Raw genomic sequence first — 20926 nt, forward strand, 5'->3', positions numbered from 1 at the left:
TCCTCCTTTGGGCGTGTGTGCGGCGGCCGGGGTAAAAACCAGCGGCGCCATTTCACATCGTGAATTGCAATTGCATCATGTGCAATTGCAATCGTATGGAGGTTCGCGAACAATTGCAAGTGCAACTATCCGGCAGTCATGCCGCGTCTTTATCTGGCCTCGCCCATCATGTATTGCACGGCGGCCCGCAAGGTGGCCTCGTCGGCAGACGAGCCGCCACGCGGAGGCATGGCGCCCTTGCCCTTCATCACGGTTGCCAACATGCCGTCTTCGCCCTGCGCGATCAACGGCGTCCAGGCCTGCTTGTCGCCCAACCGGGGCGCGTTGGCAACGCCGCTGGCATGGCAAACGACACAGGCAGACTTGTAGAGTTTTTCGCCAGCGGGATTGATGGACGCCGCCGTGTCGGCCCCTGCCTGAGAGATGGGAAAAACGGCCAGGACGATCGCAAACGCAGTTTGGACAAGAATGGTCATGGCGATGGCTCGCTGCAAAATAGGGAAGAAATAGCGGGTAGCGGTTGCGGCAAGACGCAAGCCTCGCGTCTTGCCGATGGGCCTCAGCGCGGGATCGGACCCGGCGCTTTGATCTGCTTCATCAGGTCGTCATTCCACTTGCCTTCGACCTTGATGTGTCCTGCTGCACCCAGCTCGAAGGCTTCAATCAGGTTGTGGTTCAGGTACGCATAGACGCCGGGCTGCTTGAAGGTGTAGAGCGCAGCACCCGCGGAACCGCCCCGGATGAACCAGGTTTCCAGGTTCTTTTCAGGCGGGTTGCCGAACTTGCCGGTCTCCCAGACCCAGTCGCCATGGCCGCCGATCAAGTGCGGCCGCGTATCCCGATTGGCCTGCGAGTGAATCAACAACACCGTCTCGCCCACCTTCGCTGTCAGCGCGTTGTCGCCCGTCAGCGCACCGACCTTGCCGTTGAAAACGATGTGCGACGGCGTGAGCTTGCGCATCACTTCCACCGTGTCGCCATAGCTTTCGGCCAGCGTCGCGTAGTCCTTGTATTTACCCTTTTCATCTTTGGGTATGTACAAATCGAATTCGCCGATGGTGTATGCCTTGTCATAGTGCAGCGGCTTGCCCTGCGGATCTTTCAAGCCATCGCGCGGCAGCACCATCAGCGTGCCGCTCATGCCCGACACCACGTGCCATGCCACCATGCCTTCAGGCGCACAGTGGTAGACAAACGTGCCGCTGCGATCAGCCTTGAAGCGCAGGGTGGCCTGTTCGCCTGGATTCACATTCGTCAGCTTCGCCCCGCCCAGCGCGCCGGTCGCCGCATGGAAATCCACGTTGTGCGGCATCGCGTTGCTGGCGGGGTTGACCAGCGTCAGTTCCACGTAGTCGCCTTCATGCACGACCAGCGTCGGGCCCGGCATGGACCCGTTGAACGTCATGGCCTGCAAGGTGGTGCCCTTGCTGTCGATCACCATCTTCTTTTCTTCGATGGTCATGACAAATTCGATCACCTTCGGACCCGAACTGGCCACCTGCTCATGCTGGTGGATCATGGGCGGGGCAACCAGCGTGACTTTGGCGCGCGGCAACTGGTCGGCATTCTGGGCGGAAGCCAGCCCGCCTGCGAACGTGAAAATCAACGCCGCGGCAAGCAAGGTGGGGCGCAACGCGTTCATGTGCTACTCCTCTTTCGGTTTCATGCCGAGTCTGTCGGCACCCCTATTGAAGGCGCAGCGCATCTTGCGTTCTTTGCTGTAGCGCAAACTTCGGATCAAGCAGAGCAGATGCGCGCATTGTCAGTGACAGGCCCAGGTGTCAACATCAAGCCGTGGAAACCTTATCCACGCCTCTACACGGATCACCATGCCGTCGCCGCTATGCCACGCCCTGTTGCGCAACCTGGATCTGTTCAGGCCCTTGTCCGATGCACAGCTGGAGACCGCGCTGCACGGCGCCGCGCCGTGCCGGCTTGAAGCGGGGGCTTTGGCCTATGTGCAGGGCGCCCCCGGCGCGCACTTTTTTGTACTGCTGCAAGGTTTCTTGAAGGTGAGCCAAGTGACGCCCGAAGGCGAGCAGATCATCGTGCGTTACGTCAACCCGGGCGATATGTTCGGGCTGGCCTGCGCCATGGGGCAGACCTGTTATCCCGCTACGGTGCAGGCGGTGCAGGAAAGCCTGTGCCTGGCGTGGCCTGCGGCGGCCTGGACGCCATTTACTGCCAGCCATCCGCAGTTGGGCGCCATCGCGCTGCAAACCATGGGGCATCGGTTGCAGGATGCGCACCAGCGGATTCAAGAGCTGTCCAACGACGAGGTCGAACAGCGCGTGGCTCGCACGCTTTTGCGGCTGATCAATCAATCCGGCCGCCCCACGCACGACGGCATCGACGTCGGCTTTCCCATCACGCGCCAAGACATCGCCGAAATGACGGGCACCACTTTGCACACGGTCAGCCGGCTGCTTAGCGACTGGAAGCAGCGCGGCATCGTGGCCAGTGGCCGCAAACGCATTGTGCTGCGATCGCCCGCCGCGCTGGCCCGCTTGTGTGAGCACACACCGCCGCCCATGGATTGCGCCGCCTGTTTGTCCTGCCGCGATGGCTCACCCGCAATGGAAACGTCCATTCCGGTCTTGGCCACGCATTAGGAAATAGGGTCTTCGTCCAGCACCAGTCGCACACCCAGATTGGCGGGCGGAATGCCCACCGAGCAGGCCCCGCCCTTGGGGTCGCGGATGAAGTCAGGCAGATAGGCAATGTGCCGGCCCGCCGCCACGCGTATGCCGCAGTTTCGGCCAGCGGCCTCGTCCGCCGAAGACGCAGGTGCGCCAGGCGGCGCGGTGTTTGCAGAGACGGCTGCCGACACACTCAACTCGCGGCGCTCATGGCAATCTTCGGTCCAATCCCACACGCTGCCCGCCATGTCCTTCAACCCTGCCGTGTTGACACCGTATCCGCCGAACGGACGCAGCGCGGTATCCGCCTGTTCGCCCCGGGCGCTTTGCTGTTCGTACTCGGCCAGCCAGCGCTGGGCGGGGTCAGTGCTGTCCGGAAATGAAGCGACGGCGGCTTCCTGGTAGGCCTCGCCCGCCGCATAGACCCATTCCGCATAGGCGGGAAGACGAAACCGGCGTCCGGTACCCGCTGACAACCAGGCAGCGTAGGCGGTGGCGTCAGTCCAACTGATGCCAGAGGCTGGCAGAGTAGCGTTGGATGCCTGGCGTTGCGCCGCATCCAGCGGTTTGCATCCGCCGGCGCCTACGCACGCGGCATAGTCGGCCTGGCTGACCTGCCGCGTCATGATGGAAAAGCCATTGGGATAGCGCACAAGCTTGGGCGCAGGCGTGACCGGATAGCCGTTACGCAGCGCCTCGCCTGGTGGCACATAACGCACTTCGCCCGGCGGCAGCCGGGTCAGTTCCGGCAATGCAAGGCGGGCCCGATCTCCGGGCCCGCAAGCAGTCAACAGCAACGATGCCGAAACGATCAGTTGGGAACGCATACAGCGGTGCTCCGGATAACCTGCGCCGATGGGGCGCCTGCGAGTCTCCATTGAACCTGCCGTACAGGACCGCGACTTTGCGCTGGCGCAAAGTCGCGGACGCCTTGCGTCAGCCCCGCGCGGTCTTGGCCTGCAAGCGTGGTTCAACCAGAGCAGGCTTGGCGCTCAACAGCCCCAGGATCACCTGCATGACCATTGCCAGCGCGCCCAGCAGGAACACCACGTCGCCAAAGGTACGACCCCAGCGCAAGGTCTTCAGCAGGTCTTGCTGCATGAAGGCCTCGCTGCGGGCGTACCACATCCCTTCGCTGACGCTGGCATGGAACTGGATCAGACCTATCGGCAACAAGCTTGTGAAGATCATCAGCGCCAGGCCTATGTTCATCCCCCAGAACGCCAGCTTCATCAGCCCGGGGCTAAGCGAGTATTGCGGACGGATGTAGCGCAGCACCAGCAAGGTAAAGCCCAGCGCCAGAAAGCCGTACACCCCAAAGAGCGCCGCATGAGCATGAACTGGCGTGGTATTCAGACCCTGGATGTAGTACAGCGAAATCGGCGGATTGATCATGAACCCAAAGACGCCCGCGCCCAGCATGTTCCAGAAGGCCACGGCCACGAAGCACATCAGCGGCCACTTCAAGTCAGCCATCCACGGGGCACGAGACTTCAGACGCCAGTTTTCCCAGGCCTCGTGGCCCAGCACGATCAGCGGCACCACTTCCAGCGCCGAGAAACTTGCGCCTACCGCCATGACGGGTGTCGTCGTGCCGGCAAAGTACAAGTGATGGAACGTGCCGGGAATACCGCCCAGCATGAACAGCGAGGCCGAAGCCAGGCTGGCGGTGGTGGCCATGCGGCGCGACACCAGCCCCAAGGTGGAAAAGATGAATGCAAGCGCCGTCGTGGCGAACACTTCAAAGAAGCCCTCCACCCACAGATGCACAATCCACCAGCGCCAGTACTCCATCACGGTCAGATGCGTGCGTTCACCGTAGAAAAAGCCTGCGCCATAAAACAACCCAATCGCGCCGACAGAGGCCGTCAGCAAGGCCAGCAGGTTCTTGTCGCCGCCCGGCTTGCGCAGCGCGGGCACAATGCCGCGCAGCATCAAGACGAGCCAGAAGCAGATCCCCGCGAACTTGCCTATCTGCCACAGCCGGCCCAGGTCCACGTATTCATAACCCTGGTGACCCAGCCAGAAATTCAGGTTCGGCGGCATGATCTGCGCAATGGCCAGATAGTTGCCGGTAAATGACCCGACCACCACGAGCACCAGCGCCCAGAACAGAATGTCGACACCCGCTTTCTGAAATTTCGGATCGCGCCCGCCGTTGATCAACGGCGCCAGGAACAGGCCGGCCGCAAGAAAGCCGGTAGCGATCCAGAACAGCGCGCTTTGAATGTGCCACGTCCGCACCAGCGAATACGGGAACCACTGCGATACGTCGATGCCGTAGAACTTTTGCCCTTCAACCGTGTAGTGCGCCGTAAACCCGCCCAGCAGCACTTGAAAGCCGAACAGCGCCACCACCAGGAACAGATACTTGCCCAAGGCGCGTTGCGACGGCGTCAGCGCAAACGCGGCCAGCGGGTCCTTGGCGGGCGCCTCCGGCTCGGCCTCTTCCTTGCCGCGCAGGAACGCCCAGGCCCAGATCAAGAGCCCAATGCCCGCCAACAGCACCACCACACTGACGATGGACCACATCACGTTCTCGGCGCTGGGCTGGTTGCCGATCAGCGGTTCGTGCGGCCAGTTGTTGGTGTAGGTGACAGACTTGCCTTCCCGTTCAGTAGCGGCCGCCCATGCGGTCCAGAAGAAAAACCGCGTCAGCTGATTGCGACGCGCGGCGTCCGGCAAGGTGTTTTCCTTCATCGCGAAATGCTCGCGGCTGGTATGCAGCGCTGGCGCATCGGAAAACAACTGGTCGTAGTAGGCCGCCGTCTGCTCGATGGCTTGCGCGCGGCGCGCGCTGATCGTCAGCGTATCGGTCGCCGCATCGCTGCGGTTGCCGCGATACTCGGCCTTCAGAGCCTCGCGCAGCGCGGCTTGCGCGGGCGCGGCCAGTTGCGCATAGGCAGTGCCATGTTCGTCGCGCGCGGCCAGATCCAGCCAGGCGGTCAGTTCACGGTGCAGCCAGTCCGCCGTCCAGTCGGGCGCCTGATATGCGCCATGGCCCCACACGGAGCCCAGTTGCATGCCGCCCACCGACTGCCACGCAGTCTGGCCGTCCAGAATGTCTTCGCGGCCGAACAGAGGTTTACCGTCGGCCGTGACGACCTGGCCCGGGATGGGTGGAGCTTGCCGGTAGACCTCGCCGCCGTAGAAACCCAGCAATGCGAACGTGATCGCCACCACAGCGATCAATGTGAACCATAATTTCCGATACGGACCCATGATGGGAACGCCCTCCAGTGTTGCGGTTAGTTGGGGTGCATTTCCCTATGCGAATTCCGTGCCAGAAAAAAATAGCGACAAATCAGCATGTTGAAATTTCCGGGGTTTTTTTCACCTTGCCGGAAAAGGGTATAAATCACTGCCATCAGGTTTTTTTTACCCGGCTGCGCCGGCGCAGATGCCGTCCCGCCCTCGTACAATCGCCGCAGCACCGTCCCAATACTCAAAGGAAACGACCGCATGGCCACGGGCAAGCCCGATGCATGGAGCCTTTTTCTGACCGCGCATGCGCTGGTCGTGGAAGAGATCGAAAAGCGCCTGTCCGCAGCCGGCCTTCCGCCGCTGGCCTGGTATGACGCGCTGTGGGCGCTGGAACGCGCGCCCGACGGCACGGCCCGCATGTTCGAGATGGCGGAGCGCATGGTGATCGCGCGCTACAACCTGACGCGCCTGATGGACCGCATTGAAGCCGCCGGACTGGTCGAGCGCTTCCGGTCCGATGAAGACCGCCGCGCCACCTTTGCCCGCCTGACGCCCAAAGGCCGCGCCTTGCGCCGCGAGATGTGGAAGGTCTATGGGCCAGCCATCGACGAGTTGTTCCTGTCGCAACTGCCCGCTGCGCAACAGGCAGCCATGGCGGACAGTTTTCGCCACATCGCCCGCCACGTGCGCGCCTTGAACAAGGAACCCGCTCCATGACCGCTGCGCCGTTGCATATTGGAATCGTCGCTTGCTCTGCCGAAGGCGCGGCCTTGTGCTATCGCACCCTATGCGCCGAAGGCGCGCAACGCATGGGGCCGCACGCGCATCCGGAAATTTCGCTGCACACCCATTCGCTGGCGGATTACGTGGTCTGCCTGGACCAGAACGACTTGCCCGGCGTGGCCGCGCTGATGCTGTCTTCGGCAGGCAAACTGGCCCGCGCGGGCGCGGATTTTCTGATCTGCCCCGACAACACCATTCATCAGGCAATGGGCCATGTGCTGCCGCAGTCCCCCCTGCCCTGGCTGCATATTGCTGAAGAGGTGGCCGCCGAGGCCGCCGCGCGCGACTTCCGCCGCATTGGCATTCTGGGTACGCACTGGCTCGTCACCAGCGATGTCTATCCCAACAAACTAGAGGCCCAGGGATTGCAGTACGTGCGCCCAAGCGGCGATGATCGCCAAGAACTGGGCCGCATCATCATGGACGAACTGGTTTATGGCGTCTTCAAGCCGGAATCCGTTGCGCGGCTGCAAGCCATTATTGAACGCCTGCGCGATGCCGGGTGCGATGCCGTCGTACTGGGATGCACCGAACTGCCGCTGGTGTTGAACGACGGCAACTCGGTGTTGCCTACGCTGGACTCCACCCGCATTCTGGCCCGCGCCGCGTTGACCCGGGCGCTTCGGTCCCGCTGACCCCGGCTAGAGCTGGTCCAGCCCGTACTGCCGCAACCGGTCCAGGTCCAGTACCTTGATCTGGTTGTAGGCCACGGTCAGAATTTCCTGATCCGCCAGCGCCTGCAAAGCCTGGTTGACCCGCTGCCGCGACAAACCCGTCAAGTACCCCAGTTCTTCCTGCGAAATGGCCAGGGTCAGATCCGTGGACGGATACAGCTGCGGATTGAACAGTTGCGCAAGAGACTGCGCCACCCGCGCATCCGCGTCCAGCAAACGATGGTTTTGAATGGACGCGATGAACTCACCCATCCGGTCATTCAACTGGCCGATGACAAAATGCGAAAACGGCAGGCTGGCCGACAGCAGCGCATGAAAGGTGGTTGCTGGCACCAGCATCACCAGCGAAGGCTGAATCGCCACCACATCGTATTTGCGCAGCTCGCGCTTGATGACGCTGCCTTCGCCAAACCAGCCGCCCCGAGGCACCCCCGAAAACGTGCAGCTGCGGCCCGATTCGTTATAGATCGCCAGCTTGAGCAGGCCGGTGTGCACGCCCAGCCAATAATCCGATGGCGCATTGCGCCGCGCAATCCACGCGCCGTTGCCCACGTGTTCGGCGCGCGAAGACGCCAGCACCAGCTCCTGATGGCTGGCGTCCAGCGCCTGAAACCAGGAGCAGGCGCCGAACAGGCCTGCCAGTTCGGCAGGGGAAACAACGTTTGAAACATCGGACATGGAAATAACCGTGTAAAACATGGAAAAGCGGAGTCGGCCAGCCGTCTGTCATGCAGGTGACAGACACTATTTTCCGGCTGCCTCTAAGCTCACGCAAGCGGCGGGAATCAAATGGCCCGCAATCAAATACAGGACGCCTGCGCGCCCACCGGAGACAAAACATGAGCGGTATGTTCGACCACGGCCTTGCGCGCCGCGACGCCAACTACGAAGCCCTGACCCCCGTGGATTTCATTGCCCGGGCCGCCGAAGTCTATGGCAACCGCCTGGCCGTGGTGCACGGCAAGGTGCGCCAGACCTGGGCCCAGACTTATGAGCGCGCGCAGCGGCTGGCTGGCGCGCTGGAACAAGCCGGCATCAAGCGCGGCGACACCGTGGCGGTCATGCTGCCCAACATCCCCGCCATGGTCGAAGCCCACTTCGGCGTGCCGATGCTGGGCGCGGTGCTGAACACCTTGAACACCCGTCTGGACACGCCCAGCGTGCTCTTCATGCTGGGGCACGGCGAGGCCCGCGCGCTAATCGTAGATACTGAATACAGCGACGTCGCCCAGCGCGCGCGCGCCGAGTTTCCGCATCTGGTCGTGATCTCCGTCCACGATCTGGCCAGCGCGCCCGCCACGCTGGCGGGCGCCACGGACTACGAGGCCTTCCTGGCCAGCGCCCCCGCCGCCTACGACTGGAAACCGCCCGCCGATGAATGGGACGCCATTGCGCTGAACTACACATCTGGCACAACGGGCGACCCCAAAGGCGTGGTGTATCACTACCGCGGCGCGTATATGAACGCGATCAGCAACATCCTTGAATGGGACATGCCCAAGCACGCCGTCTATCTGTGGACGCTGCCGATGTTCCATTGCAATGGCTGGTGCTTTCCGTGGACCGTCGCCGCGCGTGCAGGCGTGAACGTGTGCCTGCGCAAATTCGATCCCCAGACCGTATTTGACCTGATCCGCAACGAAGGCGTCACGCATTACTGCGGCGCGCCCATCGTTCAAAGCGCCTTGGCCAATGCCCCCGCCGAAATGCGGGCAGGCATCACGCACACCGTGCGGACCATGGTGGCGGGCGCTGCGCCCGCGCCGGCTGTCATCGCCAAAATGCGCGACATCGGCTTTGAACTGACCCATGTGTATGGCCTGACCGAAGTCTATGGCCCCGCCGCTGTCTGCGCCCGCCAAGAGGCCTGGGATGCGCTGGACGATGAACGCCGCGCACTGCTGACCGCGCGCCAGGGCGTGCGCTACCACTTGCAGGCCGGCGTATCGGTGCGCAACCCCGACACCATGGAAGAAGTGCCTGCCGACGAACAGACCGTGGGCGAGATCATGTTCCGCGGCAATATCTGCATGAAGGGATATCTGAAGAACGAACGCGCTACCGACGATGCCTTTGCGGGCGGCTGGTTCCACACCGGCGACCTGGGCGTGATGACAGCGGACGGCTATGTACGCATCAAGGATCGCAGCAAAGACATCATTATCTCGGGCGGCGAGAACATCTCCAGCATCGAGGTCGAAGACGCGCTGTACCGCCATCCCGCCGTCGCGGCCGTGGCCGTGGTGGCGATGCCAGATCCGAAGTGGGGCGAAACCCCCTGCGCCTTTGTGGAACTCAAAGCGGGCTGCACCGCCACCGTTGAAGAAATCATTGCGCATTGCAAACTGCTGCTGCCCGGCTTCAAAGTGCCGCGCGCCGTGCGCTTTGGCGAACTGCCCAAAACGTCCACCGGCAAGATCCAAAAATTTGAACTTCGCGCCGCGGTGGGCGCAACCCAGGCCATCGACCTGTCCAACCCCGATAAAACTGACTGAATCCGGCCTCCGGTTCCGTCTACCAATTTCCGGCCCCCTATCACCCTATCCTGGAGCTCCGACGCCATGACGTACCAAGCCCCCGTGAAAGACATGCTGTTCGTGTTGAACCATCTGGCCGACTTGCACAAAGTGGCCGCCCTGCCCGGGTTTGAAGAAGCCACGCCCGACACGGCACAGGCCGTGCTTGAAGAGTCCGCGCACTTCGCGGCCGACGTGCTGGCTCCGCTGAACCATCCGGCCGACCGCGAACCCAGCGCCTGGCGCGATGGCGCCGTCACCACCGCCCCCGGCTTCAAACAGGCTTTCCGCCAATACACCGAAGCCGGCTGGCAAGGGATGTCGCATCCCGTCGAATATGGCGGCCAGGGCTTGCCCGGGCTGATCGGCTCGCCCTGCTCTGAAATGCTGAACGCCGCCAACCTGTCGTTCGCCCTGTGCCCCTTGCTGACCAACGGCGCCATCGAAGCGCTGATGACGGCGGGCTCCCCCGAACTGCGCGAACGTTTCATTGGCCCCATGATTTCCGGGCAATGGACCGGCACCATGAACCTGACCGAGCCGCAGGCCGGTTCCGATCTGGCCATGATCCGCACGCGGGCGCAGCCCGTGGGCGATGGCACCTACCGCATCTCGGGCACGAAGATCTTCATCACCTATGGCGATCACGACCTGACCGAGAACATCCTGCATCTGGTGCTGGCCCGCCTGCCCGATGCGCCCGAAGGCGTCAAAGGCATTTCGCTCTTTCTGGTGCCCAAGATCCTGGTCAACGACGACGGCTCGCTGGGCGCGCGCAACGACGTCACCTGCGTCTCTATCGAACACAAGCTGGGCATCAAGGCCAGCCCCACCGCCACGCTGCAATTTGGCGACGCGGGCGGTGCGCTGGGGTATCTGGTCGGCCAGGAGAACCGCGGGCTGGACGCCATGTTCATCATGATGAATGCCGCCCGCTACGCCGTTGGCGTGCAAGGCATTGCCATCGCCGACCGCGCCTATCAACATGCGCTGGCCTATGCCGCCGATCGCGTGCAGAGCCGCCCGGTAGACGGATCTTCGCGCGAAGCCGTTGCCATCATCCAGCACCCGGACGTGCGCCGCATGCTGGGCACCATGCGCGCCCTGACCGAAGCCGGCCGCGCGCTCGCCTATGTCACCGCCGGTCATGCCGATCTGGCGCACGCCAGCCCCGATGCCGAAGAACGCAAGCGGCAACTGGCCATCCAGGAATTTCTGGTGCCTATCGTGAAGGGCTGGTGCACGGAAATGTCGATCGATGTGGCCAGCCTGGGCGTGCAGGTCCATGGCGGCATGGGGTTCATCGAAGAAACGGGCGCCGCGCAGTACTACCGCGACGCCCGCATCCTGACCATTTACGAAGGCACTACTGCCATCCAGGCCAACGACCTTGTCGGACGCAAGACCTTGCGCGACGGCGGCGCGGTGGCGCATGCGCTGCTGGATGCCATCCGCCAGACGGAAGCCGAACTGGAATCACGCACTGAGCCCGCAGCCGGCCTGGTGCTGAAACCGCTGCGCCAGGCCCGCCTGGCCCTGGCCAATGCCGTGGACTTTGTTCTGGCCAATGCCGCGAGCCACCCCAACGCCGTCTTCGGCGCTGCGGTTCCCTACCTGCTCTTGGCGGGCACCACGCTAGCGGGCTGGCAGATGGCGCGCGCGCTGCTGGCAAGCCTGGACTTGCAACAGGAAGACCCGGCGTTCCACCAGGCCAAGATCGCCACGGTGCAGTGTTACGCGCTGCACAAACTGACGCAGGCCCCGGGGCTGGCGGCCGTTGTGCTGGGCGCTAAGGACTACGAGGTCCAACCCTGATTCCGGTGTAATTTTGCGCAGCACGAATGACCGCGGCTTCGCGGTCATTTTTTTGCCTGTGCTCGTTTCAGATGCATCATTAAGCATATAACCAGAAAGAATAATGAACTGAAATAAACATATCTAAAATTATTAAACGGACATCGGAAACTCCCCTGGCCCGTAGGCAAAGGCGCCGGCCGCACCAAGGCGCGTTTCACAGGATTTCCCATGCTCCGCAAGCTTTTGGCTGTTTCTTTGCTGTCTGCCTTTGCCGCCGCCCCGGCCCTGTCCGCGCCCCCGGCGCTTGAAATCGGCTACCTGCCCATCCTGCCCGACGCCCAGCTCTTCATTGCGCTGGAAGAAGGCACCTTGCAGGCCAAAGACGCGCCAGCTCCCAAGCTGGTCCAGTTCCAAAGCGGCCCGGCGCTGACCCAGGCGCTGATCGCAGGCCAGCTGGACGCCGCATATGTTGGCATCGGTCCGGCACTGGTGGCACGCGCCAAGGGCGCAGACATCAAGGTCATCGCGTCCAACATCGTCGAACAGGTCAATGTGGTGGCCCTGGGGCCGCTGGCGCCCTATTTCGCATCCGGCGACCCGGCCACGGCGTTTGCGCGCTTTGCCAAAGACCACGGCAGAAAGCCCGTTATTGCCAGCTACCCCAAGGGCGCTGTGCCAGAAGCCGCGCTGCAATATTGGCTGCGTAATCAGATCAAGGCCGATCCGGCCAGCGTAGAACTGATCTACCAGGGCGAAGCCCAGATCCAGCAATCGCTCTTGACGGGCGCTATCGACGGCGCGGCCATTCTTGAGCCCACGGTAACGACGGTGCTGACCCGCGCCCCCGAATCCCGCGTGGTGGCCCGTGGTTCTGAGCTGTTTCCCAAACAGCCCGGCGCCGTGCTGCTGGTGCGTGAAAAGCTGATCGCCGAACATCCCGACACCGTGCAGCAACTAGTCAACGCGCATTTGACGTCCACCGCGCTACTGAAGAATGATCCCGCCAAGGCCGCGGGGTACGTGCAGAAGTACGTGGGCGGCGGCCGTCTGGATCGCAGTCTGGTGGAAAAAGCCATTCGCAGCTCGCATGACCAGTTCGTGGCCGACCCGCACGCCATCGTCAACGCCACCGCAGAACTGCAAACCTTCCAGGCCACGCTCGGCACGGTAGAAGCGCCGCCCGTGGACGTGAAGCAGCTGTTCGACACCCGCTACTACGACAAGGCCGCGAAACAATGAGCCAGGCCGCTTCGGCCCTTTCCGTGGCCCCCGTCACGCTGCGCAATGGCCCGCCGCCCTGGCTGGCTGCTGCGCGCCGGGCGGCTTACGGGATCGCGGGCCTGATTATTTTCATCGGCATCTGGAAGGCCGCGCTGGTCTGGCAATGGGCGCCGCGCGGCACCTTGCCCGATCCCTTCGCCCTGCCCGCCACGCTGGCGCAGGAATGGCAATCGGGCCGCCTGCTGCCCGCCATCGGTTCCAGTCTGGTGCACTATTTTTGGGGCCTGGCGCTGGGCACGGCGCTGGGTTTTGGCGTGGGGCTGGCGGCGGCCACGCTACCGCGCTTTGACCTGATGCAAGCCTATCTGGTGCGCGTGCTGCGCCCGATCCCGCCGCTGGCCTGGGTGGTTTTTGCCATTGCTTGGTTCAAGGTCAGCCACGCGGGCGCGGCTTTTGTGATCGCCATCGGCGTGTTCTGGGTGAACTACTTCGCCACCTATAGCGCCGTGCGCAACGTAGATCCGCGGTACTACGAACTGGCCCGCGCTTTCGGGCATGGCGGATATCTGGCGCGCGCCTTTTCCGTGACCTTGCCCGCCATCGCGCCGGGTGCGCTGTCTGGCGTACGCACCGGCATCGGGCAGGCCTGGATGACGCTGATCGCAGCGGAACTATTGGGCGTGCCGGGCATGGGCCAGGAGATGAATGCGGCGGCAGGCGTAGGCGCCTATGACGCCGTAGTGGTCTATATGCTGATCATCTCGCTGGTCTACACAGTCTGCGACCTGGCGTTTTCCGCCATCGAAAGCAAGGTGCTGCAATGGCGTCCGTAATTGAATTTTCCAAGCTGTCTTACCAGCATCCCGGCGCCCCCGCGCCAGTCATCCAAGGGCTGTCGCTGCATATCGAAGCGGGTAGTTTCGTGGCGATCGTCGGCGGTTCCGGCGTCGGTAAATCGACACTGTTGCGCGCCGCTGCCGGCCTGACCGAACCGTCCGCCGGCGATGTCCGCTTTCACACGCAGCCCCGGCCCGGCCGCCGCGCGCGCGCCGTGGTTTTTCAGGACAGCCGTTTGATGCCCTGGCGCACCGTCGGCGGCAACGTGGGATATGGGCTTGAAGGCTTGGGCCTGACGCGCCAGGAAAAAACGCAACGCGTTGAATCCGCGCTGCAATTAACGGGTTTGGACGGCTATGGCCGGCGCTGGCCGCATCAGTTGTCCGGCGGCCAGGCGCAACGCGTGGGCATTGCCCGTGCATTGGCGGTCAAGCCCGATCTGTTGCTGATGGACGAACCTTTCAGCGCCGTGGACGCCATCACGCGCCGCAATCTACAGCAGGAACTGATCCGCGTGTGGCAGGCATCAGGCGCCGCAGTGCTGTTCGTCACGCACGATATTGAAGAAGCGGTATTCCTGGCAGATAAGGTCGTCGTGCTGGGCGGCCACCCGGCCAATATCGTCGGCAGTTACGATATCGGTTTGCCGCGTCCGCGCGACCGCAGCGCGCCGGCCTACGCCGCGCAGGTTGCGGCCATTGCCCACACGCTGGAACACCACTGACATGATCCAACTGCTGATACACGCCCCCACCCCGGCCTCGTTGGAACGCGCCCGCCGCAATGCCGCGAACCTGAAAAAAGCGGACCCGCAAGCAGCCGTGGAAATCGTCGCCAACGCTGGCGCCGTGGCGGCGGCGTTGGATGACCCCCATCCCACCGACGAACATCTGCTTCTGTGCCAGAACACGCTGACCGCAACGGGCGCGCAAGCGCCAGAGCATCTTCAGACCGTGGGCGCCGCCGTGCTGCACATCGCGCAACGCCAGCATGACGGCTGGGCCTATATGCGGGCGTGAAGGACCGTCATTCAGGTCATCCGCGTGGCTACGGCTCGGCGCTAGCGCACGGCCTGCACGACGTGAAATAGACGCGCTACCCCCGCCCCGTGCGCATGCGCGCTGGGCATGATGTCTTGATGCGTCTCTACCCCCAGCACTTTGAATTGCGCGGCTTCCAGCAGCGCGACCATTTCATCCGTACCGAACAGACTGAAGCCGTGCTGCGCAAAGGCTTGCTGGCGCATGAATGCCTTGTCGGCAAAGGCCAGACTGAAGGGCGCGCCCGGGCGCAGCACACGGTAGGTTTCCTCAAGGAATGCCAAGGGCTGCGGCAGGAAATACACCGTATTCACGCTCATCGCCGCATCAAATTGCTGCGCCGAAAACGGGAAACAGCCGCCATCGTATTGCGTAAAGACCGCTAGCCCGCGCTGCACCGCTGCGTGATTCAAGCGCGCAGCTTCGTCGCGCATCAGGCTGGATACGTCCAAGCCTTGAAACCGGATTTCCGGACAGGCCTGCAATAGCCCGGGAACATGCGCCGCGTTGCCATGGCCGATCTCAAGCAAGGTTCCGCCTTCGGTTAGCCCCAGGCTGGCGAAGCACGCTTGTGTCATGCGGAAATTGCCCGCGTGCATCACATTGCCAATGCGGATGCCATCGTCGCCTTGGGGCTCACGCAGTTGGCGCGCCAGTTCACGCGCGTCCCGATCTGATGCCGGTGTCATGGTCCTCTCTCCTTAAGCTGACCGCAAAAGGTAACCCATTCAACAACGCTGCGCCTGCGGCGCCGTCTTCTGCGGCAAGGTAGCGGCCCAGAACACCAAGGCCGCCACACTAAACGCTGCGCCCAGCGCGCACACGCCCAGCCAACCCGCCTGTGCATAAACAGCAGTGGCCGCAATCGACCCCAGCCCGCTACCCACGGCATAGAACATCATGTAGCCGCCCACCAGCCGGCTATGCGCCTCGCTGCTGATGCTGAAGATCATCGTCTGATTGGTCACGTGCAATGCTTGTAGCGCCACATCCAGAATCAGCACGCCCAAGGCCAGCGCCCACAGGCTTTGCTCAAGAAATGCGATGGGCACCCAGGCCAGGCACAACAGCAGCAGCCCTATGCAAGTCGTGCGCTGACCCAAGCCGCGATCGGCCAGCCGGCCCGCGCGCGCGGCCATCAGCACACCCAACACACCCACCAGTCCGAACGCGCCCACCGCCGTATGCGACAAGGAGTACGGCGGCGCACTCAGCGGCAACACCAACGCCGTCCAGAACGCGCCAATGGCGGCAAACATCAGCAGCGCGATCATGCCGCGCACACGCAAAACACGCTCGGTAGCCAGCAAGGCGTACAGGGACCGCAGCAGCGCCCAATACGAGAGGTCAGCAGCAGGCAGCCGGCGTTGCGGCAAACAGCGCATCAGCACCAACGCCAGCACCGCGGCCACACCAGCCGACGCCAGATAAACAGCGCGCCAGCCCCACAAGTCGGCCAATGCGCCAGACAACGTGCGCGCCAACAGCAGTCCGATCACCACACCGCCCTGGGCCGCGCCCACCACGCGCCCCCGCTCGGCGGGCGCGGCCAGAGCGGCGGACAGGGCAAGCAAACCCTGCGTCATCGCCGTCCCCAACAGGCCGAGTGCCACCATGCCCGTCAGCAGCCACGGGGTGTTGGCGGAAAGCGCCACCGCGCCCAGCGCCAGCACCAATAAACCCAGTTGCCCGATCATCAGGCGGCGGCGGTCCAGCAGATCACCTAACGGCACCACGAACAGCAGTGCCAGGGCGCATCCAAACTGCGTTGCGGTGATGACAACGCCCACCGCCCCTTCGCTCATTGAAAACTCGCGCCCGATGGCGTCCAGCAAGGGCTGCGCGTAATACACGTTGGCCACGCTCAAGGCGCAGGCCACGGCCAACAACAGCACCAAAGGGGCCGGCATCGGCGGCGGGGTCTCGGGCAACGGCGCGTCAGCGGACGCAACGGCAGGTCGGGGTGGCATCAGAAATCCTATGTGGTTTTATTACGAAACCAGATGCTAGACCGATAGGTTTTATAATGCAACCATAAATACCGTGCGCTGTTTCCGTCCATCCTCTTGCTTAAGGGCCCGACATGGTTAAACGCACCAGCCTTGAGGGCGCCGCCTGTCCGGTGGCGCGATCGTTAGATGCCATTGGCGATTGGTGGTCGCTGCTGATTGTGCGAGACGCCTTCGACGGCGTGCGGCGTTTTGGGGAATTCCAAAAAAGCCTGGGCGTGGCCAAGAATATTCTGAGCGACCGGCTGCGAACTCTGGTCGCTCATGACATTCTTGCTGCCGCCCCCGCGTCGGACGGCAGCGCCTATCAGGAGTACGTGCTGACGGAGAAAGGCCGCGCCCTCTTTCCCGTCATCGTCAGCCTGCGCCAATGGGGCGAAGACCATCACTACGCCGCAGCCGAACCCCATTCGGCCCTGATCGACCGCAAGCGCGGCCAACCGGTGCGCCGGCTGGAAATACGGGCACAGGACGGCCGCGTGGTGGGTCCTGACGATACAGTCGTGCAGAAGATCACGTCAGCAAATTAGGCGGACTTCGGCCACTGCCCCGTTGCCAGCGACGTCGGCGAATACGCGTCGAACGTCCACCGCAACGCCAGAGCGCCCGGGCGGCGCACGACTCGGCGTACGTGTACGCGCCACAGCCGTTCCGCGCCCTCGAACCCCTGCGCTTCCGGACTGTCCAGCAGCACTTCCGCCTGGCCGGACACCTGCAACACGTCGCCGCGTTCAAAATCAATAAACACCAGTCCGGCGCGGGGGTTTGCAGCCAGGTTTCCCAAGGTGTTGAAAAAGCGGTTGCCCGAGAAATCCGGAATGGTCAGCACGTTGCCATCCACGCGCACAAATCCTCGCTTGCCACCGCGATGCGAGACGTCCACGGCGCGCCCGCCCTCATCGGTGTCCACATAACTTGCGACAAAGAAGGTGTCTGACGCCTTAATCAGCGCACGCGCGGCATCGTCCAGTCCGGCGAGTTCATGCGGCGCGGACGGAAAACGCAGGCTGGGCGAACGCGAGAAATGAAAATCGCGAGACTGGATGTATTGCGGACAGTTGCCAAAGGATTGCGCCACGGCCACGTCAAACCCTTTATCCGTCGCCGCCGCAACCCGCCCATTCATCCGGTTGCGGCGGCGCGTATGCAATTCGATCCCCAATAAACCTATCGACTTGTCCGGCCCCAGACCGGCGCGCAGCGGATCATCGGCATCAGGCATCGCGGACACGCGCAGGCTGCGCGGATCAGGAGACACGGCGAACCCCGGCAAACCTTCCAGCACGCCCGCCCACGGATCACCCTGTTCGTCCACTGCCCCCATCACAACAAAGGGCAGTTGCGCAAAGAAGTCGCGGTGCTGGTCAGGCATGTAGTCGCGGATGATTTTCGGACCAATCTGCGCCATGCGCTCGGCCATCCCGGCACTGGCTTGCAGCAGGCGTTCGCCGGCGTGCCAGGGTTGTCTCGGGGCGGCAATAGGGTCGGTAGTCATGTTGCGATTCTCCTGACGCGGTAGCAGGGATGGAGGGGATCAAGCCGCCAGCAAGCCTGCCGCCGATGACGGCATCGGCACAAAGCGCGGCAAGCTTTCAATGCGTTCCAGCCAGGCCCGGATATGCGGGTAAGCGGCAAGCGATACATTGCCTTCGGGGGCATGCGCCACGTACGCATAGCAGGCCACGTCCGCAATCGTCAGCGTTTCGCCCGCCAGGAAAGCGCGGGTCGACAGTTCGCTGTCCATTACGGCCAGCAAGGCGTGCGCCCGGGCCAGCGTGGTCTCAACATCGTAAGGCGCGCCAAACACGGTAATCAGCCGTGCAGTGGCAGGGCCGCTGGCCAAGGGGCCGGAAGCAACCGACAGCCAGCGCTGCACCTGCGCGGCGCCCGCGGGATCAGCGGGCAGCCAGGATGCGTCGCCGTAGCGCTTGGCCAGATAGACCAGGATGGCGGTGGAATCCGCGATGACAACGCCGTTGTCGTCGATCACCGGCACTTGCCCAAAAGCGTTCATTGCCAGATATTCGGGCCGCTTCTGTTCTCCCTGGCGCAAATCCACCTCGACCTGCCGGTGGGGCACGTTCAGCAGCGACAACATCAGGGCCACGCGATGGGCGTGTCCGGACAGGGGAAAACTGTAGAACGTCAAAGAAGCGGTTTGCATGTCGAAAGTCCAGGATGGGAAGTCAGGACTCCATCGTGGACCGATGCGCGCCAAAGGGGAACGTCCAAGGATGGCAAGACACTCTTGCCATTCCTGAAAGAAAGCCGCCTGGCCCGGGCGGCTTACGCGGGCAGCGCCGCCAGATCCTGGCGTAACCCTTCCACGCAGAATTCGACAAAACTGCGCACTTTGGCTGAACTTCTACGCCCTTCCGGGTACACCACATGCACGGGCATCGGCGGCAGTTCGAATTCACGCAGCACGACTTGCAAGGCGCCGCTGGCCAGATGCCGCGCCACTTGATAGGACACGACTTGCGTCAGGCCCCAGCCTTCGCAAGCAGCCAGCACCGCCGCCTGGAAAGACGTGACGGTCAATTGCGACTCCACGCTCAGTCTGCGAGGCTGCCCTGCCTGCAAGAACCGCCACTGAGGACTCCTGCCCTCCATGGCAGCGGTGATGGTGCAATAGCGATGCAAGGCGTCCGGGTTTTGGGGAATGCCGTGGTCCTGCAGGAAACTGGGGGACGCGCAAACGACGCGGCGCACATGGCCAACCGGAACAGCCGTCAGCGTGGAATCCGGCAAGGCGCCGATACGCACCGCCACATCCACGCCTTCGTCCATCAGGTTCACCACGCGGTCGACCAAAAGCGTGCGCACCGACACTTCCCGGTGAGTGCGCAAGTAGCCCAAGACAACAGGCATCACATGCAATTCCCCAAACAAAGCAGGCGCGGTGATGTGAAGCGCGCCGCGCGGCGCGGCCATCGCGCCTGCTGCGGCATCGTCAGCCTGCTCCACCGATTCCAGAATGCGCCGGCAATCGGTGGCGTAACGCTGGCCTGCTTCGGTCAGGCGCAAGCTGCGCGTTGTGCGCACCAGCAGCAAGGCCCCCAGCCGCCGCTCAAGCGCCGCAACACCCCGGGTAACCGAGGGCGCGGACATCTCCATGCGGCGGGCGGCCGCGGCGAAGCTTTGCGATTCAGCCACCGCCAGGAACACGGACATTTCATGGAATCGATTCACAGACTGTCCCTTTACTTTTCAAATCCCAGCGGGGCCTGCCGTATGGGCAGGCGCCCAGGCGTCAGCGCTGTCATAAATGCACTGCTGCACGATGCTACCCAACGCGGCGGCCACCGAATCGGGCTGCGCTTGGGCGCGGTACAAAGTCAGCGCAATGTCCGGCAAGCGCGGCAGGCCGAATTCGCCGGGGGCCAACGCGCGAACGGCGGCGGGCAGCCCCAACGGCGACCTTACCGACAATCCCAAACCGGCAGATACCGCCGCCCATAACCCTGCCAGACTGGGGCTGGTAAAGGCCGCCGACCACGGCATGCCCGCGCGATCCAACGCATCCGTTGCAGCGCTGCGAAATAGACAAGGCGGCTCAAACGCCGCCAAGGGCAACACGCCGTCGGCATCGAACACAGACGCAGGCGGCTGCGCGGGACCTATCCAGCACATAGGCAAATCCAACAGGCGCTCGGAATGCGGCAACCGGCCGTCGTGGCCCCAGGCCAGCGCCAGATCCAATTGGCCCGCCGCGATACGTTCCAGCAAGTCTGCATTGCGCGCAACGCGGGCTTCGATACGCACCTGGGGATGTGCGCGGGCGAACTGGCCCAGCACCTGGGGCAACAGCGCTTCGCCGAAGTCCTCTTGCATGCCCAGCCGCACGCGGCCTTGCAATTCCACGCCGCGCACGGCGCGAGAGGCCTGGTCATTCAATTCCAGAAGGCGGCGCGCGTAGGCCAGCATGGTCTCGCCAGCGTCGGTCAGCGCCAGACCCCGGCCTTCTTTGCGCAACAACACCACGCCCGCCTGTTCCTCCAGCTTTTTCATCTGGGCGCTGATAGCGGATGTGGACCGGCCCAATCGGCCAGCCGCACGCCCAAAACTGCCCAGATCAACGCCAGTGACAAAACTGCGCAGCACCTCAAGGTCAAAAATGATCGGCCTCATCAACCGTCCTGTTTTTTTAAACTATTCAATCAATATTTCCTGATTTTCAGAACAATATCAGAAGTGCAGACTAAA

Annotated in this window: 21 protein-coding genes; 10 read left to right on the top strand and 11 right to left on the bottom strand. The window is 63.2% G+C overall.

All coding sequences use genetic code 11. The features are described from left to right. Nucleotides 1-149: 149 nt before the first annotated feature. The gene (locus RAS12_RS10905; RefSeq protein ID WP_306948169.1) at nucleotides 150-476 is read right to left on the bottom strand and encodes a c-type cytochrome; all 327 of its coding nucleotides are present in this window, start codon (nucleotides 474-476) and stop codon (nucleotides 150-152) included. 83 nt (nucleotides 477-559) lie between these two features. After that, nucleotides 560-1642: a copper-containing nitrite reductase gene (gene nirK / locus RAS12_RS10910; protein ID WP_306948171.1), complete on the bottom strand. Its 1083-nt coding sequence runs from the start codon at nucleotides 1640-1642 to the stop codon at nucleotides 560-562. A gap of 187 nt (nucleotides 1643-1829) precedes the next feature. Between nirK and RAS12_RS10915 the strand changes: the two genes are divergently transcribed. After that, a complete protein-coding gene (locus tag RAS12_RS10915) occupies nucleotides 1830-2612 on the top strand; it encodes a Crp/Fnr family transcriptional regulator (RefSeq protein WP_306948172.1) in 783 nt (260 codons plus the stop codon). Here the strand turns inward: RAS12_RS10915 and RAS12_RS10920 are convergent. Further along, the gene (locus tag RAS12_RS10920) at nucleotides 2609-3466 is read right to left on the bottom strand and encodes an SUMF1/EgtB/PvdO family nonheme iron enzyme (protein ID WP_306948174.1); all 858 of its coding nucleotides are present in this window, start codon (nucleotides 3464-3466) and stop codon (nucleotides 2609-2611) included. The genes RAS12_RS10915 and RAS12_RS10920 overlap by 4 nt on opposite strands. 109 nt (nucleotides 3467-3575) lie before the next feature. Continuing rightward, complete coding sequence (locus tag RAS12_RS10925) at nucleotides 3576-5861, bottom strand: nitric-oxide reductase large subunit (RefSeq protein WP_306948176.1); 2286 nt, start codon at nucleotides 5859-5861, stop codon at nucleotides 3576-3578. A 240-nt stretch (nucleotides 5862-6101) separates the two neighbouring features. Here RAS12_RS10925 and RAS12_RS10930 point away from each other — a divergent pair, with 240 nt between their 5' ends. Then, nucleotides 6102-6560, top strand: coding sequence for a MarR family winged helix-turn-helix transcriptional regulator (locus RAS12_RS10930; RefSeq protein WP_306948178.1), 459 nt, complete (start codon nucleotides 6102-6104; stop codon nucleotides 6558-6560). Further along, entirely contained in the window at nucleotides 6557-7261 is a 705-nt protein-coding gene (locus RAS12_RS10935) for an aspartate/glutamate racemase family protein (protein WP_306948180.1), read from the top strand. The genes RAS12_RS10930 and RAS12_RS10935 overlap by 4 nt, the downstream gene beginning before the upstream one ends. Nucleotides 7262-7267: 6 nt before the next feature. Here the strand turns inward: RAS12_RS10935 and RAS12_RS10940 are convergent, their stop codons facing one another. After that, nucleotides 7268-7978, bottom strand: a complete 711-nt coding sequence (locus RAS12_RS10940) for a Crp/Fnr family transcriptional regulator (protein WP_306948183.1) — start codon at nucleotides 7976-7978, stop codon at nucleotides 7268-7270. Nucleotides 7979-8139: 161 nt separating this feature from the next. On the opposite strand from RAS12_RS10940, the gene RAS12_RS10945 reads away from it, so the two are divergent. The 6 genes from RAS12_RS10945 to RAS12_RS10970 all read left to right on the top strand — a co-directional run bounded on the left by RAS12_RS10945 (nucleotide 8140) and on the right by RAS12_RS10970 (nucleotide 14690). After that, nucleotides 8140-9795 (top strand): acyl-CoA synthetase, encoded by a 1656-nt coding sequence (locus RAS12_RS10945; protein WP_306948185.1) that lies wholly within the window; start codon nucleotides 8140-8142, stop codon nucleotides 9793-9795. Between the two features lie 66 nt (nucleotides 9796-9861). Then, on the top strand, nucleotides 9862-11631 hold the full coding sequence (locus tag RAS12_RS10950) for an acyl-CoA dehydrogenase (protein ID WP_306948187.1): 1770 nt from the start codon (nucleotides 9862-9864) through the stop codon (nucleotides 11629-11631). Between the two features lie 210 nt (nucleotides 11632-11841). Then, complete coding sequence (locus RAS12_RS10955) at nucleotides 11842-12852, top strand: ABC transporter substrate-binding protein (protein WP_306948190.1); 1011 nt, start codon at nucleotides 11842-11844, stop codon at nucleotides 12850-12852. Further along, the gene (locus tag RAS12_RS10960; RefSeq protein ID WP_306948192.1) at nucleotides 12849-13667 is read left to right on the top strand and encodes an ABC transporter permease; all 819 of its coding nucleotides are present in this window, start codon (nucleotides 12849-12851) and stop codon (nucleotides 13665-13667) included. The genes RAS12_RS10955 and RAS12_RS10960 overlap by 4 nt, the downstream gene beginning before the upstream one ends. Then, nucleotides 13655-14395, top strand: coding sequence for an ABC transporter ATP-binding protein (locus RAS12_RS10965; RefSeq protein WP_306948194.1), 741 nt, complete (start codon nucleotides 13655-13657; stop codon nucleotides 14393-14395). The genes RAS12_RS10960 and RAS12_RS10965 overlap by 13 nt, the downstream gene beginning before the upstream one ends. Before the next feature lies 1 nt (nucleotide 14396). Then, nucleotides 14397-14690, top strand: coding sequence for a hypothetical protein (locus RAS12_RS10970; RefSeq protein WP_306948196.1), 294 nt, complete (start codon nucleotides 14397-14399; stop codon nucleotides 14688-14690). 41 nt (nucleotides 14691-14731) lie between these two features. Here RAS12_RS10970 and RAS12_RS10975 read toward each other — a convergent pair whose 3' ends face one another. Both RAS12_RS10975 and RAS12_RS10980 read right to left on the bottom strand, forming a co-directional pair. After that, nucleotides 14732-15400, bottom strand: coding sequence for a class I SAM-dependent methyltransferase (locus RAS12_RS10975; protein WP_306948198.1), 669 nt, complete (start codon nucleotides 15398-15400; stop codon nucleotides 14732-14734). Between the two features lie 39 nt (nucleotides 15401-15439). After that, nucleotides 15440-16681 (bottom strand): MFS transporter, encoded by a 1242-nt coding sequence (locus RAS12_RS10980; protein WP_371321272.1) that lies wholly within the window; start codon nucleotides 16679-16681, stop codon nucleotides 15440-15442. A 113-nt stretch (nucleotides 16682-16794) separates the two neighbouring features. Between RAS12_RS10980 and RAS12_RS10985 the strand changes: the two genes are divergently transcribed. Continuing rightward, entirely contained in the window at nucleotides 16795-17250 is a 456-nt protein-coding gene (locus RAS12_RS10985) for a winged helix-turn-helix transcriptional regulator (RefSeq protein WP_306948201.1), read from the top strand. Here the strand turns inward: RAS12_RS10985 and RAS12_RS10990 are convergent. The 4 genes from RAS12_RS10990 to RAS12_RS11005 all read right to left on the bottom strand — a co-directional run bounded on the left by RAS12_RS10990 (nucleotide 17247) and on the right by RAS12_RS11005 (nucleotide 20851). Beyond that, entirely contained in the window at nucleotides 17247-18215 is a 969-nt protein-coding gene (locus RAS12_RS10990; RefSeq protein WP_306948203.1) for a pyridoxamine 5'-phosphate oxidase family protein, read from the bottom strand. The genes RAS12_RS10985 and RAS12_RS10990 overlap by 4 nt on opposite strands. Before the next feature lie 39 nt (nucleotides 18216-18254). Further along, the gene (locus tag RAS12_RS10995) at nucleotides 18255-18884 is read right to left on the bottom strand and encodes a glutathione S-transferase family protein (RefSeq protein WP_306948204.1); all 630 of its coding nucleotides are present in this window, start codon (nucleotides 18882-18884) and stop codon (nucleotides 18255-18257) included. Nucleotides 18885-19006: 122 nt separating this feature from the next. Beyond that, a complete protein-coding gene (locus tag RAS12_RS11000) occupies nucleotides 19007-19894 on the bottom strand; it encodes a LysR family transcriptional regulator (protein ID WP_371321298.1) in 888 nt (295 codons plus the stop codon). A gap of 36 nt (nucleotides 19895-19930) precedes the next feature. Continuing rightward, nucleotides 19931-20851 (bottom strand): LysR substrate-binding domain-containing protein, encoded by a 921-nt coding sequence (locus RAS12_RS11005; RefSeq protein WP_306948209.1) that lies wholly within the window; start codon nucleotides 20849-20851, stop codon nucleotides 19931-19933. Between the last annotated feature and the right edge of the window lie 75 nt (nucleotides 20852-20926).

It is taken from the genome of Achromobacter seleniivolatilans, assembly GCF_030864005.1.
Taxonomy (GTDB): Bacteria; Pseudomonadota; Gammaproteobacteria; order Burkholderiales; family Burkholderiaceae_B; genus Achromobacter; species Achromobacter seleniivolatilans.

Bases quoted from the DNA above. Each gene is read 5' to 3' on its own strand.
- RAS12_RS10970 (WP_306948196.1), top strand. From the start codon at position 14,397: ATGATCCAACTGCTGATACACGCCCCCACCCCGGCCTCGTTGGAACGC.
- RAS12_RS10935 (WP_306948180.1), top strand. From the start codon at position 6,557: ATGACCGCTGCGCCGTTGCATATTGGAATCGTCGCTTGCTCTGCCGAA.
- RAS12_RS10945 (WP_306948185.1), top strand. From the start codon at position 8,140: ATGAGCGGTATGTTCGACCACGGCCTTGCGCGCCGCGACGCCAACTAC.
- RAS12_RS10955 (WP_306948190.1), top strand. From the start codon at position 11,842: ATGCTCCGCAAGCTTTTGGCTGTTTCTTTGCTGTCTGCCTTTGCCGCC.
- RAS12_RS10940 (WP_306948183.1), bottom strand. From the start codon at position 7,978: ATGTCCGATGTTTCAAACGTTGTTTCCCCTGCCGAACTGGCAGGCCTG.
- RAS12_RS10985 (WP_306948201.1), top strand. From the start codon at position 16,795: ATGGTTAAACGCACCAGCCTTGAGGGCGCCGCCTGTCCGGTGGCGCGA.
- RAS12_RS10975 (WP_306948198.1), bottom strand. From the start codon at position 15,400: ATGACACCGGCATCAGATCGGGACGCGCGTGAACTGGCGCGCCAACTG.
- RAS12_RS10905 (WP_306948169.1), bottom strand. From the start codon at position 476: ATGACCATTCTTGTCCAAACTGCGTTTGCGATCGTCCTGGCCGTTTTT.
- RAS12_RS10980 (WP_371321272.1), bottom strand. From the start codon at position 16,681: ATGCCACCCCGACCTGCCGTTGCGTCCGCTGACGCGCCGTTGCCCGAG.
- RAS12_RS10920 (WP_306948174.1), bottom strand. From the start codon at position 3,466: ATGCGTTCCCAACTGATCGTTTCGGCATCGTTGCTGTTGACTGCTTGC.
- RAS12_RS10965 (WP_306948194.1), top strand. From the start codon at position 13,655: ATGGCGTCCGTAATTGAATTTTCCAAGCTGTCTTACCAGCATCCCGGC.
- nirK (WP_306948171.1), bottom strand. From the start codon at position 1,642: ATGAACGCGTTGCGCCCCACCTTGCTTGCCGCGGCGTTGATTTTCACG.
- RAS12_RS10915 (WP_306948172.1), top strand. From the start codon at position 1,830: ATGCCGTCGCCGCTATGCCACGCCCTGTTGCGCAACCTGGATCTGTTC.
- RAS12_RS10950 (WP_306948187.1), top strand. From the start codon at position 9,862: ATGACGTACCAAGCCCCCGTGAAAGACATGCTGTTCGTGTTGAACCAT.
- RAS12_RS10930 (WP_306948178.1), top strand. From the start codon at position 6,102: ATGGCCACGGGCAAGCCCGATGCATGGAGCCTTTTTCTGACCGCGCAT.
- RAS12_RS11000 (WP_371321298.1), bottom strand. From the start codon at position 19,894: ATGTCCGTGTTCCTGGCGGTGGCTGAATCGCAAAGCTTCGCCGCGGCC.
- RAS12_RS11005 (WP_306948209.1), bottom strand. From the start codon at position 20,851: ATGAGGCCGATCATTTTTGACCTTGAGGTGCTGCGCAGTTTTGTCACT.
- RAS12_RS10925 (WP_306948176.1), bottom strand. From the start codon at position 5,861: ATGGGTCCGTATCGGAAATTATGGTTCACATTGATCGCTGTGGTGGCG.
- RAS12_RS10960 (WP_306948192.1), top strand. From the start codon at position 12,849: ATGAGCCAGGCCGCTTCGGCCCTTTCCGTGGCCCCCGTCACGCTGCGC.
- RAS12_RS10990 (WP_306948203.1), bottom strand. From the start codon at position 18,215: ATGACTACCGACCCTATTGCCGCCCCGAGACAACCCTGGCACGCCGGC.
- RAS12_RS10995 (WP_306948204.1), bottom strand. From the start codon at position 18,884: ATGCAAACCGCTTCTTTGACGTTCTACAGTTTTCCCCTGTCCGGACAC.